14 protein-coding genes are annotated in these 14461 nt (G+C 36.2%); 10 read left to right on the top strand and 4 right to left on the bottom strand.

Translation table 11 applies throughout. The annotated features are described in order from the left end of the window. The first annotated feature begins 10 nt into the window (after positions 1 to 10). From HX124_RS00110 to HX124_RS00125, 4 genes are all read left to right on the top strand, one after another. Entirely contained in the window at positions 11 to 859 is an 849-nt protein-coding gene (locus tag HX124_RS00110) for a class II glutamine amidotransferase (RefSeq protein WP_286378478.1), read from the top strand. A gap of 375 nt (positions 860 to 1234) precedes the next feature. Continuing rightward, positions 1235 to 1690 (top strand): bacteriohemerythrin, encoded by a 456-nt coding sequence (locus HX124_RS00115; protein WP_107008250.1) that lies wholly within the window; start codon positions 1235 to 1237, stop codon positions 1688 to 1690. A gap of 144 nt (positions 1691 to 1834) precedes the next feature. Continuing rightward, a complete protein-coding gene (locus HX124_RS00120) occupies positions 1835 to 2914 on the top strand; it encodes a hypothetical protein (RefSeq protein WP_286381559.1) in 1080 nt (359 codons plus the stop codon). Next, positions 2914 to 3258 (top strand): RnfH family protein, encoded by a 345-nt coding sequence (locus HX124_RS00125; RefSeq protein ID WP_286378479.1) that lies wholly within the window; start codon positions 2914 to 2916, stop codon positions 3256 to 3258. The genes HX124_RS00120 and HX124_RS00125 overlap by 1 nt, the downstream gene beginning before the upstream one ends. A gap of 84 nt (positions 3259 to 3342) precedes the next feature. Here the strand turns inward: HX124_RS00125 and HX124_RS00130 are convergent, their stop codons facing one another. Next, the gene (locus HX124_RS00130; RefSeq protein ID WP_107008247.1) at positions 3343 to 3741 is read right to left on the bottom strand and encodes an outer membrane protein assembly factor BamE; all 399 of its coding nucleotides are present in this window, start codon (positions 3739 to 3741) and stop codon (positions 3343 to 3345) included. Between the two features lie 110 nt (positions 3742 to 3851). Between HX124_RS00130 and fur the strand changes: the two genes are divergently transcribed. Then, positions 3852 to 4289, top strand: coding sequence for a ferric iron uptake transcriptional regulator (gene fur, locus HX124_RS00135; RefSeq protein WP_107008246.1), 438 nt, complete (start codon positions 3852 to 3854; stop codon positions 4287 to 4289). Between the two features lie 70 nt (positions 4290 to 4359). On the opposite strand, the gene HX124_RS00140 is transcribed toward fur, so the two are convergent. Beyond that, positions 4360 to 5478 (bottom strand): PilT/PilU family type 4a pilus ATPase, encoded by a 1119-nt coding sequence (locus HX124_RS00140; protein ID WP_286378480.1) that lies wholly within the window; start codon positions 5476 to 5478, stop codon positions 4360 to 4362. Between the two features lie 26 nt (positions 5479 to 5504). After that, on the bottom strand, positions 5505 to 6542 hold the full coding sequence (locus HX124_RS00145; protein WP_107008244.1) for a type IV pilus twitching motility protein PilT: 1038 nt from the start codon (positions 6540 to 6542) through the stop codon (positions 5505 to 5507). Positions 6543 to 6663: 121 nt separating this feature from the next. On the opposite strand from HX124_RS00145, the gene HX124_RS00150 reads away from it, so the two are divergent. The 5 genes from HX124_RS00150 to HX124_RS00170 all read left to right on the top strand — a co-directional run bounded on the left by HX124_RS00150 (position 6664) and on the right by HX124_RS00170 (position 10793). Further along, entirely contained in the window at positions 6664 to 7350 is a 687-nt protein-coding gene (locus HX124_RS00150; RefSeq protein ID WP_286381560.1) for a YggS family pyridoxal phosphate-dependent enzyme, read from the top strand. Positions 7351 to 7547: 197 nt separating this feature from the next. After that, positions 7548 to 8342 carry a thioesterase family protein gene (locus HX124_RS00155; RefSeq protein ID WP_286381561.1) on the top strand — a complete coding sequence of 265 codons (795 nt, stop codon included), beginning with the start codon at positions 7548 to 7550 and terminating at the stop codon, positions 8340 to 8342. Between the two features lie 239 nt (positions 8343 to 8581). Next, positions 8582 to 9340 carry a hypothetical protein gene (locus HX124_RS00160; protein WP_286381562.1) on the top strand — a complete coding sequence of 253 codons (759 nt, stop codon included), beginning with the start codon at positions 8582 to 8584 and terminating at the stop codon, positions 9338 to 9340. Positions 9341 to 9557: 217 nt separating this feature from the next. Next, the gene (locus HX124_RS00165; protein ID WP_286381563.1) at positions 9558 to 10322 is read left to right on the top strand and encodes a hypothetical protein; all 765 of its coding nucleotides are present in this window, start codon (positions 9558 to 9560) and stop codon (positions 10320 to 10322) included. Between the two features lie 75 nt (positions 10323 to 10397). Beyond that, complete coding sequence (locus HX124_RS00170) at positions 10398 to 10793, top strand: hypothetical protein (protein ID WP_286381564.1); 396 nt, start codon at positions 10398 to 10400, stop codon at positions 10791 to 10793. A 61-nt stretch (positions 10794 to 10854) separates the two neighbouring features. On the opposite strand, the gene HX124_RS00175 is transcribed toward HX124_RS00170, so the two are convergent. Continuing rightward, complete coding sequence (locus HX124_RS00175; protein WP_286381565.1) at positions 10855 to 14460, bottom strand: AAA family ATPase; 3606 nt, start codon at positions 14458 to 14460, stop codon at positions 10855 to 10857. Between the last annotated feature and the right edge of the window lies 1 nt (position 14461).

Genomic DNA, 14461 nt, shown 5'->3' on the forward strand with positions numbered 1-14461 from the left:
ATGAATGATTATGTGCCAATTACTTGGAATGAACTGTGCAACACCAACGGATATTACATTTTCTTTCCGTGGGTTTTCGCAACGTGCGGGAATTACTTCTGACCATTCTGATGGTTTTGGTATTGCATTTTTTGAAGATAAAGCCTGTCGTTTATTTGTCGATAATCAGTCTGCGGTAGAGTCACCTATTGCTGAGTTGGTTCGTAATTATCCAATCAAATCACGCAATGTCATTGCGCATATCCGTAAAGCAACACAAGGTAAAATTACCTTAGAAAATTCGCATCCTTTTGTGCGTGAGTTGTGGGGGCGACAATGGATTTTTGCTCATAATGGTGATTTATATGATTTTCAGCCACGACTTTCAGGGCGTTTTACTCCTGTAGGAAATACAGATAGTGAACTTGCTTTTTGTTATTTACTGGATAAGTTGGTTGAAAAATTTGGTTATCATGAACCTTCATTGAAAGAAATTTTTGCAGTATTACACGAAATTTCTCCTAAAATTGCCGAATATGGCACATTTAATTTTTGTCTTTCAAATGGGCAAGCCTTATTTAGTTATGCCACGACAAAGTTGCATTGGTTAGTACGTGAATATCCATTTCAACATGCAAAATTGATAGATTTAGATGTCGATATTGATTTTAGTGAAGTGACTACACCTGAAGATCGTGTTGCTGTGATCACCACAGAGCCTCTAACGCATAATGAAACATGGCAAGCATATCGACAAGGTGAAATGATTTTATTTCAACATGGACAGCCCATTCAGCGTGCAATGACTGTCGTGGCGCGTTTACAACGTGAAGCTCAAGATCCAAGTTTGAAGCGTATCACTAAGGCAGATCAATATTGAGTTTATTTTTAGATCAATAGTGATGATTGAATAAGATAAAATATATGACACTCTATTTTAAATATAGGGTGTTTTATTTAAATAATATTAAACTCTATTTAAAGTATAAAAAATAAAAATATTTTTATTAAAAAGCTTATTTTAAAATGAATATTGATTGAATATAAAATAAAGATAAAAATAATATTTTGGTTAAAAAATACTTTATTCTTTTACTTGGTTATCATGCTTTTATTTCTTTAAAACAATGAGTTGTAGTTTTTTGCTACAGAAAGCCTGAAACCCGACTAAACTAGTTGATTTTTATTTATTTTTTAAGCGGTTATGATGTAACCATGTAATGAATAATATTTTTAAGTTGAGTGGGGCATTGGTATGAAGATGAAATGGCTTCCTGAATATAATACGGGAATTGATGTGATCGATGATCAACATAAACGTATTTTAGATTATATCAATGAGCTACAAAGCGTAGATGTCATTTCAGACCGCGCACGAATTAAAGAAATTTTAGATAATATTATTGACTATACACAGTCACATTTTACCTTCGAAGAAAGTTTACAAGAAGAAGCAAATTATAAATATCGTGTACCCCATAAACGTGTACATGATTTATTTATTAAACGCATTGAAGGGTACCGTCAAAATTTTGAGGATGGTAAATCTATTGAAAATGAGTTGAGCGAAGTTTTAGCAAAATGGTTGATTAACCATATTCAACATGATGATGCAGATTATGTGGGTGCTGTAAAACACAATATGATGGGAATTATTCATGAAAATGAAAAGAAAAAAGGTAAAAATTGGTTTCAACGCTTTTTTTCTTAAAATGAATAATAAAAAACAGAAAATAAGAAGAGTAGAAACTGACTAGCGCAGCAAACCATAACTTGGTTTGCTTTTTTTATGCCTAATCTTTGATTTTCATTGAGGACAAAGGCAAAATAGCAGCAATTTATTATGAAACACCTCATGCAGGATTATTCTATGTCACGATGGTTATCGCCGCTCATGGCATTTTGTCTATCATTTATGATTATTGTGGGCTTAGCACCTAGCTTAGGTCTACAAATTGATCGACAAATTGACTTTTGGTTATTGTGGTTGAGTACAATGCTGATTTTAGCATTGCCAATGACTTATTTAGAAATCGCATTAGCAAAACGTTCAAAAAAAACACCACTTACTGCTTTAGCTGAGTTAACCCGTGATGCGGATGCTTCACAACATTGGCGTATAGTAGGTTGGCTGTCAGTTGTATTTATTCCTTTTTTAGCAGGTGCAATTTTATCTAATGTGACACTGAATAGCCTTCAACATGCACAGCTTGGGTTACAAGCAAACTTGCTTTTAGTGATTGGTGCAGTGGTTGCAGTTGGCTTATCATTTTTGTCACGTTCGATTTTAGTTTTATTAACAGCTCTTGGTGTGATTGCTTCTCTTGTAGTGGCTAACATTTTTGGTACAGCTTTACAGCCATGGCATGTGACTCCAATTGAGTTTAAAGAGTGGGGGAATGCTACGATTCTTGCTTTAGTGGCAAGTGGTTTAGGTTTAGGACTGTATTGGCAAACAAATACATTACACGCTAAAGAAAGTGCGGCAACACAAGCAGTGTTTCCAATTTGGATTGCCCAACTGGTTGCTGTCATTGCTTTTGGGTTTTTTGCGGTAAGTACACAGATTCCTGCTTTTGTTTTATGCTTTGCCGCAATTAGTAGTGCTGCGCTGTTATTACAATTGGCTAAAGAACAGTTAAGCCAACGTAATATTGCACCTGTTTTACAATATATTATTATCTTGCTTGCTTTGTTAGTTTGGGCTATTCCAAATATTACAACTATTTTTAATAGTATTGTGATGTTATGGGGCTTAGTGATTTGTTTGATTTATGCTGTATTTGTGGGTTGGATTATGAAAATTAGTCACCTACGTAAATCTATGAATTTTAGTTCAGAAGCTTTTTATAATATTTGGCGTATTGCAGTACGTATCGTGACACCACTTGCGATTTTAATTGCAATCATTTCATTTATTGGGCAACTTATCTAATGACTGTTGTAGCGCAAAAATCTGATGGAAAAGTTTGGGTTGCTTATGCAACCCAAAGTCAGCAGTTTCATATTGCTGTTCAATTTGAGGAAGGCATGACGGCTTACGATGCAATCGTAAAAAGTGGAATTCAAGCTCAAGTTGATTTGCCTGAACCCTACCAACTTGGGATTTTTGGTGTCAAAATTTCAGATCAAAATCAAGTTTTAGCGATGGGCGAGCGAGTCGAGATTTATCGTGCGCTGACCATTAACCCAAAAGATATTCGACGTAATCGAGCAAAAGCCAACCCAGTGGGGCGTTATTGCCGAGGCAATCGCTATCGCCAGCTTTTGTCAAAATAGTGCGATATTTCAACTTATCGCTTTAAACTATGACAATGATAATAAAAACCCCTGATGGAGGGGTTTCTTTTTATTGGAAAATGTCTATAGTGGAGGCGCATTCAAAATTGCTTCTTTAGAAGCAGGCAAACCAGGTTGAGATTCTGGAATCGTTTCTAGTCCTTCAATATTAGTCACAATTCCTGACTCATTAAAATATATTTTTAAATGTTGACCATGTGCAGCAGGAATTTTAGCTTTTTTAGCATAAGTTCCAGGAATATAGTTGTAGATGTAGTCCCAACGTGATGGGTTTAATGGATCAGTGACTGTTGGACTGCCAAGTAAGAAGCGAACTTGCTGATAGTTCATACCAACTTGAACTTTTGAAGCTTGTGCTTGGGTTAAAGGTGTTCCTTGTGGGATATCAACTTTATATACACCGAATACGGAACATCCACCAAGTAAAGAAGCGACGAATAACGTCAGCATGATTTTTTGCATTTTGCTACACTATCCCAAATTAATTATGATGCAATTGATCTAGGGATAGATCATACTGCATCTAAACTCTGTTGCATATTCCAACTTAAAATTTGTTGAGACCTTTGTATATGGCTATTTCAAATCAAGATTTACGCAAAGCTGGACTTAAAGTTACCCTACCACGAATCAAGATTTTGGAATTATTAGAAAATTCAAGACAACACCACTTGAGCGCGGAAGACATTTATAAAACATTACTTGAGCAAGGTGAAGATGTCGGTCTTGCGACCGTATATCGTGTGTTAACACAATTCGAAGCTGCGGGTATTATTCAGCGTCATCATTTTGAAAATAATCATTCAGTTTTTGAAATCATGCAAGAAGATCACCACGATCATATTGTTTGTCAAAACTGTAATAAAGTTGTTGAATTTACGAATGATATTATCGAACATGAACAACATAAAGTGGCTGAGCAATATGGCTTTAGCTTAACAGGTCACTCGTTGAATTTGTATGGTTATTGTGATGAGCCTGAATGTCAGGAAGCTTTTCGTAAGAAATAAAATCACATAAATACAACAAATTAAAAAAGAGCAAATTTTAAATTTGCTCTTTTTTTATGCTGAATAAATACTATTGACCATCAAAAGTAAGTTTATTGTTCGCATTGAGAAGTTGAGCGCCACCTTCTTCATCTAACTTGATTTGTAGACGTAAGTCATTTGGTGAGTCTGCGTGTTTCAGTGCATCTTTATAGGTAATTTGCCCAGCTTTATAGAGGTCAAATAATGCTTGGTCAAAAGTTTGCATCCCCAGTTCACGCGATCGTTTCATCAAATCCTTAATTTCATGCACATCACCTTTACGGATTAAGTCTGAAATTAAAGGTGAATTGATTAAAATTTCAATCGCAGCACGGCGTGAATTTCCATCAGGTGTTGGAATGAGCTGCTGTGCAACCATCGCTTTTAAGTTAAGCGATAAGTCCATAAATAACTGTCCATGACGATCAGATTCAAAGAAGTGAATAATACGGTCAATGGCTTGGTTGGCGTTGTTGGCATGCAGTGTTGCAAAAACCAAGTGACCTGTTTCAGCAAAGGCAATAGCATAATCCATGGTTTCACGAGAACGAATCTCACCAATTAAGATCACATCAGGTGCTTGACGTAAAGTATTTTTCAGTGCAATTTCAAATGAGTCCGTATCAATACCGACTTCGCGTTGCGTAATAATACAGCCTGCATGTTCATGAACAAATTCAATCGGGTCTTCAATGGTAATGATATGACCTTTAGAGTTTTGATTACGATAACCAATGATAGATGCTAAAGATGTTGATTTACCTGTACCCGTTGCACCTACAAAAATGATAATGCCACGTTTAGTCATGGCTAAATCTTTTAAAATAGGTGGAAGTTTTAGATCTTCCATCGTTGGAATAACGGTTTCGATTCGACGTAAAATCATACCCGGTTGGTCGCGTTGCTGAAAAGCACTCACACGAAAACGAGCAGTTTTGTCTTTATTTACAATAGCAAAGTTACATTCACGTGTTTCTGCAAATTCTTTACGTTGTTTATCACTCATGATTGAATGAATGATTTGACCAACAACTTCACCTGTCAACTTGGTTTTAACGACAGGGACAATTTGACCATTAATTTTCATTGATGGTTCAACATCAGCAGTAATAAATAAATCCGATGCTTTTTGCTCAATCATCATATTGAGCAAATCATTAAAATCCATTCTAATTCCCCAAATTTATTTTTTAATTATAAGAATGATTCTGGCTGTTTTGCGGCATTACGTGCAACTTGAGGGCTGATCGTGCCTTTTGCAACCAAAGTTTTTAAGCTTTGATCTAGCGTTGTCATACCGTAGTTTGCACCTGTCTGAATTGCAGAATACATTTGAGCGACTTTATTTTCACGAATCAAGTTACGAATCGCAGGTACACCGATCATAATTTCGTGTGCAGCAACTCGACCACCACCATTTTTCTTAAGCAGTGTTTGCGAAATAACGGCTTGTAAAGACTCTGACAACATGGCACGAACCATATCTTTTTCTTCGGCAGGGAACACGTCAATAACACGGTCAATGGTTTTTGCCGCAGAGGTGGTATGCAGCGTACCAAAGACTAAGTGACCTGTTTCTGCTGCAGTCAGTGCCAAACGAATCGTTTCTAAGTCACGCATCTCACCGACCAAAATAATATCAGGGTCTTCACGTAATGCAGAACGCAGTGCTTCGTTAAAACCATGTGTATCACGATGGACTTCACGTTGGTTAATCAGACATTTTTTAGACTGATGTACAAACTCGATCGGGTCTTCGACAGTTAAAATATGGTCATAGCGATTATCATTAATATAATCAAGCATTGCTGCCAAAGTGGTTGATTTACCAGAACCTGTTGGACCTGTGACCAACACAATACCACGAGGATATTCACAAATATCCTTAAAGATTTGACCTAAACCTAAGTCCTCCATGGTGAGTACTTTTGACGGAATGGTACGAAATACTGCACCTGCGCCACGGTTTTGGTTAAATGCGTTGACACGAAAACGTGCTACCCCTGGAACTTCAAATGAAAAGTCAGTTTCAAGTTGTTCTTCATAATCACGACGTTGTTTATCATTCATAATGTCATAAACAAGACGGTGTACATCTTTATGTTCAAACGCAGGTAAGTTAATACGGCGCACTTCACCATCGACACGAATCATTGGTGGCATACCTGCTGATAAGTGTAAATCTGATGCGCCATTTTTAACGGAAAATGCTAGTAGTTCTGTAATGTCCATAATGTCCCCAAAGTAAAACCTATTTACATAATTATTTTGTAGAATGATAAGGCTTTCGTTCAGCATAACCAACATTTGATGAACAAGAAAGCTGAAATTTTTTTAAATGGAATGATGGTTAATGAATGATTTAAAACAAGCACGTAATGATGTACTACAACAGATTGAACACGCTTGCCAAAACGCACAGCGAGATCAAGCAGAAGTACAACTATTGGCAGTTTCAAAAACACATCCAAGTGACATGTTAAAAGAAATGTATATGGCTGGGCAGCGTGCCTTTGGCGAAAATTATTTACAAGAAGCTTTAGAGAAAATTGAGAAATTACAAGATTTAGATATTGAGTGGCATTTTATTGGGCATGTGCAGCGCAATAAAACCAAGTATTTGGCAGAAAAATTTGACTGGGTACATGGGGTAGATCGTTTAATCATAGCAGAACGTTTATCAACACAACGTGATGCAAACCAAGAAGCTTTAAATATTTGTTTGCAAGTTAATATTGATGGGCAAGACAGTAAAGATGGCTGCCAACCTAGCGAAGTTGCAGAATTGGTACAACAGATTAGCCAACTTCCACATTTAAGATTGCGTGGTTTAATGGTGATTCCTGCACCGAATAACACGGCAGCTTTTGATGATGCTAAACAACTTTTTGAGGTGGTAAAATCTAAGCATCAACATGCTAAAGACTGGGATACTTTAAGTATGGGAATGTCAGGTGATATGAAAGAGGCGATTGCAGCAGGTTCAACAATGGTCAGAGTAGGTACAGCATTATTTGGCTCACGCGATTATTCAAAATAAAAAATTTAAAATAAAGAAATTCAAAAGAATAGAACTGATCTCGATAAATTTTGAAATTTGAGGGAAATACTGAACTTATGCGTTCAGTATTTTCTTGAAAATTGGACATTTAGAGATAAATTGAGTACAAAAATAGGGCGAATCAAAAGTGAAAATATCACGCCTAAAATGTAGGAAATGAATAATCAAGGAAGAATATGTCTAGTTATTATCAACTAATACAACGTACTACTGATGAACAAGGAGTAGTCACAGCCCACTATACGTCTACTCAGTATGTGCAAGGCGCTTGGAATGAGCATGAACAGCATATGGCACCTGCAACAGGCATTATTTGTGCAGAATTAGAACTATTTTCGCCTCGAGATGATGTTCGAATTGGTCGAATTAGCTTGGATATTTTTGGTTTAATTGCTGCTGGAGATTTTTATATTACAACTAAAGTTATTCGTGGTGGTAAGACCATTGAACTCATTGAATCTGAAATGGTCACTCAGGGAAAAACATGTATTGTGGCAAGAACATGGCGCATGATGACCAATAACAGTCAAAAGATCGCTGGTTTAGAAGATCAAAATATAGGAACACCAGAAAACTTACCCGTTTGGCATGAAATCCGTCAATGGCCAGGGGGTTATATCAAATCTGTTGAGGCACGTACTGAACAACGACGACAAGGTGCAGGAATTGTATGGCTCAGTAATGATTTAGAGATGATTGAAGGGCAAAAAACCTCTTCATTTGTTAAACTAATGGGGATGGTTGACACAGCAAATGGGATTGTTGCACGGCAAACTCCTCCATTTAATTGGGGATTTCCAAATCTAGACTTACAAATTCATTTATATCGTTTACCTCAAGGTAAATGGTTAGGTTTAGAAACCGTACAACAATATGGTGAAGATGGTATTGGATTAACCAGTTCAGTGCTTCATGATATATATGGACCATTTGGGCGTGCAGAACAAATTTTAACCTTGCGACCAATGTAAAAGCCAAGCTAAGTATTTTAAAAAGTGGATAAATAGTGTGAGTCATTTTTAAAATTTACTCTACAAATGACTACAAAATCATCGTTTCTCATCAGGTTATACTGAGGTTCATTAGTTCTTTCATCGTGAAATTAAAACGATTGTTGATATAGGACTTGGCTAGATCACTTTAAAACAGTTTAAAAAATATCTTTCTTTGAAGTATGTAACCTCAGTAAATCAAATGATAAGGATTATAGATGATGAAGCTACGCTATTTACTTTCTTTACTTTTACTTGCAGGACTAGCGGCTTGTAGTTCTCAACCTATTCAGCAAAAGCAAACAAGCCATGCAGAATATTCACCTCAAGCAATTCAGGCAGAAAGCAAAGACAACCGAGTCAGTGGGAGTCAACAATTAGGAACAAAATGGGGCGATGATGTTAGTTCTTATGTTCAAACTGTAGATTTAAAAAGATTATCTCAGCAGCCTGTGGATGAAACACAAATACGTTATGCAGATAAACAATTTTCAGGGCGTGGTATAAACAGTATTTCATTAGCCTCTGGAAAAATTAGTTTTTCGATATTAGATGATCAAGGACGAAACTTAGCCTTATATAGAGAAGGGCAACGTTATTTTTTATCGGGTCAAAATGGGCAAAGTTATCAATTACGTTATCATAATAGTAGTGCCCAAACCTTTGAAGTCGTGGCAAGTGTAGATGGTTTAGATGTTTTGAATGGACGTCAGGCATCTCGAAAAAATGCAGGTTATGTATTGCATCCTTATAGTTCAATTTCTATTGAAGGTTTTAGAAAAAGTAATCGTTCAGTTGCATCATTTACTTTTAGTCAACCTGAACAATCTTATGCTGCAAACTCAAGTCGTGGTTCAATTCAAAATACAGGAGTGATTGGCACGGCTATTTATGAATTAAAAGCGCCACGATATGTTTCGAAAAAAGACCAAAATGGAGATTATGCACCTGCACCTAACGCATTTCCTGCGGATTGAATATCCTAAAAACTGACATTGTTAGAAAGGTAAATTTTTAGATGTTATATTATTACAATAATATAAAGTTTTTCATATATTCAAAAATATACAAGCTCGTTATTATAACTGCGATAATAATCTAAGTTACCAAGACAGCCGATGATTTGATACTTCATGAATGATGGATGTATCAAAAAAATGGGTTGCTCACACATATCTAAAAATAGGTAACAAAATGAAAAAAATAAAGATTTTTCTCTATATTATATTTTGTATATTTCTTGCTGCTTGTGCGAAAAAAGCAGAGGAAAACTCATCCCCATCCTCAAATCATGCTGAAGCAACCAGTGCAGATGCTGCTGCAACTGCTGCAAATAATGATGTTGCAATGGATGAAAAACTAGGCACAAAATGGGGTGATGATATTAATTCATCTGTTACTGAAGTAGATTATGAACGTAAATCCAATACGCCAATAGCTGAAACGCAAGTCCAATATGCCGATAAACAATATGAAGGCAAAGCTATTCAGGGAATTTCTGTTGCAGGTGGAAAAGTTAGTTTTACGATCATTGATGATCGTGGAGATCCCATTCCTTTATATCGTGTTGGGCAAAATTATTATTTAGCAGGTAGAGAAGGTCAAAGTTATCAGTTACATTATGAAAACAACACCAGCAAAACCTTTGAAATTGTCACAAGTGTTGATGGGGTAGATGTGATTAATGGTCGTGAGGCTTCACGTTCAAACTCAGGTTATGTTCTACACGCACATGATACTTTAACCATTGAAGGTTTTAGAAAAAGTGCTGATGCTGTTGCTTCTTTTACGTTTAGCAAACCTGAAGAATCTTATGCTGCAAATTCAGATCATGGTTCAATTTATAATGCAGGTGTAATTGGTACGGTTGTGTATGAACTTAAAGTTCCTGAAGATGAGGCTAAAGCTATCAATAAATATGCGCCACCACCCAATGCTTTTCCAGCAGATAAAAATTAAATAATCACATTTTCAAGGTGTTTTGTGATGAAATAAAATGCCTTTTAACGATAAATGTAATAAAAAGAGAGCTTTATGAAAAAAAATATCATGATTGTTTTGAGTTTATTAAGTTTAAACTCAACCTATGTATTTGCAAATGCCTATGAGGACTCATTTAAAAATACAATAGCAACTCAGGCTACAGCCAATGATTTTATTAAAAATTATGAAATAACTTTGACAGAGTTGGAGAAAAAAATAGAAAATTGGCAGGCAAAACCTGATGAAAGTTCTGAGGTTTGGTTTCCAATTTGTGTGGGTTATGAAAATATGGTGACTATTTTAAAAAATAATGAAAAGTATAAACAACAATTCAATGAGAGTAGCTTTGCTGCGGCAATGAATTTTGATGAAACTGTTGAAAACTATAAAACTGAAGTCGAACATGCAACTGACTTATGCCAAAAAGCGAAGAAAGCGTTGCACTAAGTGTAAAGCGTTACATGTTGATTTCATTTAAAAATGAATGGTAGCGTGAAGCTACCATTTTTTAACTGACCACCTCAATCGTACTCGCACCTGCACCTAAGGGCTTGACTTGAATCTGTACAGGAATTCGTTCATGCATGTCCTGTATATGCGAAATCAGCACCACTTTACGTCCCTGATTTTGCAGTTGATCAAGTGCATTCATGACCATATGCAGTGATGAAGCATCGAGTGTGCCAAAACCTTCATCAATAAACAGTGATTCTATTTTCATGGAACCTGATGCCATATTGGCAATCGCTAAAGATAAGGCGAGTGCGGTCAGGAATGATTCACCACCAGAAAGTGACGCCACAGAACGGGTTTCGCCGTCCATATCATGGTCGATAATGGCTAAACTCAGTGAGTTGTCCAAACGTTTTAAAGTATAACGCTGCGAGAGCATCGCCAATTGTTGGTTGGCATGTTCAAGTAAAATATCTAAATTATATTGCTGTGCATAATCTCGGAATTTTTTACCTGTGGCATCGCCCATTAAGCCTGAAATTTTGCCCCAACGATGTTCCTCTTGTTGTACTTCTTGGATTTGATCCGCAAATTGCTTTTGCTTCACCACATTCTGTTGATGCAACTCAAGTTTGAGTTTAAGTTGATCTCGAATATTTAATTGTGATTTTAAATTTTCAGCATTTTCTGCAATCAATTGCTGTAATTGAGCAAAATCAATTTCAGGTTTCTGTTTAGAATGTTCAGTCGATTGTTCTTGCATGGTTTTAAATGCAGAATTGGCTTCATTTAACAAGCGTTCAGCATTTTGTAATCGCTGACGGATTTGCTGTTCCTGAGCAGGGCTGATCAGTGCCAATTGCGCTAAATCATCAATATTAAAATCAGCGTGTTCAGTGAGCCAGTGTTGGATTTCTTGGTTAGATTGTTGAACATGATTCTGATTCTGTTGTTGTTGCGCTTTCAACTGTTCAAGAGAACTTTTTTCTTGCTCAAATTGCTGACGCAATTGCTCAAAACTTTGTTTTAACTGCTGATACAGATTTTGATTCTGTTGACGCTGCTGATCATATTGAAGCAGCCATTCATTTGGTTTGACATCGCTTAAGCCTGTCATCTGTTGAATTAGTTGAACCGCAGTTTCAGTGACTTTTTGACCTTGGACTTTAACCTCATTCAGATTTTGTGCTGTACTATCAATCTGTTGCGACACATTTTCAATATTGAGTAATAGCGTTTTGAGTTGTTGATTTTGATGATCAATTTGTTTGCTCTGTTGTTCAAATTGCTCAAGTTTTTGAATACGTTGTGAAAGTGTATGGAAAATCTGTTGCGCTGTTGCGACACTTTGCTGTTGCCAAGCCATTTTTTCTGCATCATTTAAACAGGTAAAAATCGCTTGAACTTGATGCTGTAAATGCTGTGCAGTTTGAATCAAGTGTTCAGTTTGTTGAATGGATTTTTCGAGTTGTTGTTGCTGTTTAATGCTTTGCATCCACTGATCAGACTGTATTTCTATCTGTTGAATATCTGTCTGAAATTGCTCTAAAAGTTTTTTTAATTCTGTAGTAATTTCAGTTTGAGGGCTTCCTAAATCAAAATTAAAAGTAATTTGTGCATTTTGCTTTTGTTTGTTTAATTCTTTCAGAATGCTATTCATAGCTTTATCTGTATTTAGTTGAAGAGCTACTTCTAGCTGTTCTTGTTCAGTTGTTGATTTAACTAAATTTTGTTGGCTCTGTTGCCAATTTTTAAAATATTCTTGTTCTTTGGCTGTCGCTTGCTGTTCTTGTTGTTGCTGTAATTCAAACAGGGCTTTAGACACCGCAGAATTATCAACTTTGTATGGATGTGATGTGCTTCCGCATACTAAACATGGTTCACCTTCTTTTAGTTCAGCACGCAAATGTTCAACATTTTCAGTATGAAGCAAACGTTGCTGTTGCAAAATGTCTTGTAGTTTTAGACGTTCATTTTTGGCAGACTGGAAATTTTGATCTGCGGTGCTATGGTTTTTCTCAAGTTGTATATGATTGATTTTTAAATTCTTGATTTTATTTTCTAATTCAAATGCTTCAGTTCTTAATTCTAAAAATTGCATTAGTTTCTGTTGAATAAGATCAAGCTGATTACGTTGATTAATCTTTGATTCACGTTGTCGTCTTGCTTGTTCTATTTGAGTTTCAAGTTGTTCAATATTGCCAAATTGCTCAATGGATTGTACCAACTGATTTTTTTGTTGAGCCAAACGACTTTCAGCTTGTACTACATTCTCCAATTGATTTTCAATATTTTGATATTGTTGAATAAATTGTCCGAGTTGTTGGATATGTGCTGTTAAACCTTTGTCTAAACTTGTAAATTGCTGAGTTTCTGCAAGTTGTTGATGCAATGTTGTTTGCTGTAGCTCGGCATGTTGAATCTGTTGTTCTAATGTTTGTTGTTGCGTGAGCAGTGGTGCTTTTGCAGTTTCTAATTCACTCAGTTTTGTATTGATCTTTTTATATTCACCTGCAAAAAACTCACGTTCCTGTACGCATTTTCGAACATCGCTCAATGATTCACGATGGGTATTTTCAAAGTTTTGCTGTTCAGTCAATGCACTTTCAGCTTGAGTAAAACGTGATTTTTCGACTTCAAATTGGCTGTGAATAGTATCAAAAAGCTGTTGTTGCTTTTGGATTTGTGGTGCAAGTTGTTGTTCAGTTTTAAGTAATTGTTGCTGCTGAAATACGGTTGGGCGAATGCTTGAAAATATCTCCAAACGATGCAAACGCTCATGTTCAGGTGCTAAATCTTGTTGTGTTTTAAGCTGAGTATCAACGAATTGTTGTTTAAGCAGAATTTCACTTTCAAGTTGTTGCTTGCGTTCAAACCATTGTTGTTGTGCAGTGAGTCGCGTTTTTTCAGACTCAAATTTTTTATATTCTGCTTCAACCTGTTGATATTGATTTGATAATTCAGCCACTTCATCATCAGATAAAATTTCAATATGACCAAGTAGATTTTCAAGTTCTTTGCGTTGGACTGCAACGGCTTTGGTACGCTCAAACGCCAATTGACCAATTTTGCCAAAGATTGAAGAATTGGTTAAATATTCAAGCAATTCACCACGTTCATTATCACGGGCTTTTAAAAATGCGGTGACTTCTGATTGTGCCAACAGAACAGCACGGGTGAATTGTTCAAAGCTCAGTTGTGTGATTTTGAAAATGCTTGCATCCACGGCTTTGGCTTTATCTGCAACCACCACGCCATCGGTTAAACATTTTAGATAACGTTGTACACTTTGCAGTTTTCCATCCGCTTTTTCACGTGAACGTTTTAGTTCCCAACGGGCTAAATAATGCTTTTGATCCTGAGCGACAAAAGTTAGTTCAGCAAAACCATGTGCCGTGCCACGTCGTAACACAGTAAGAGGGGAATTGGTTAAAAGTTCTGTGCCATCAACATCTTGCAGTTTGCCATCACTGTCTTTTAAACGCGGAATTTTATTATAAAGTGCAAGGCACATGGCATCTAAAATGGTCGATTTACCTGCACCAGTTTTCCCGATAATTGCCACTAAACCTGCGGAAGCCAAAGGTTCGGATTCAAAATCTATAAAATGTTCACCTGCAAGAGATGCCAAATTTTTTATGCGTATAGATAAAATTTTCATG

This window comes from Acinetobacter sp. 226-1 (genome assembly GCF_030329325.1).
Classification (GTDB): Bacteria; Pseudomonadota; Gammaproteobacteria; order Pseudomonadales; family Moraxellaceae; genus Acinetobacter; species Acinetobacter sichuanensis.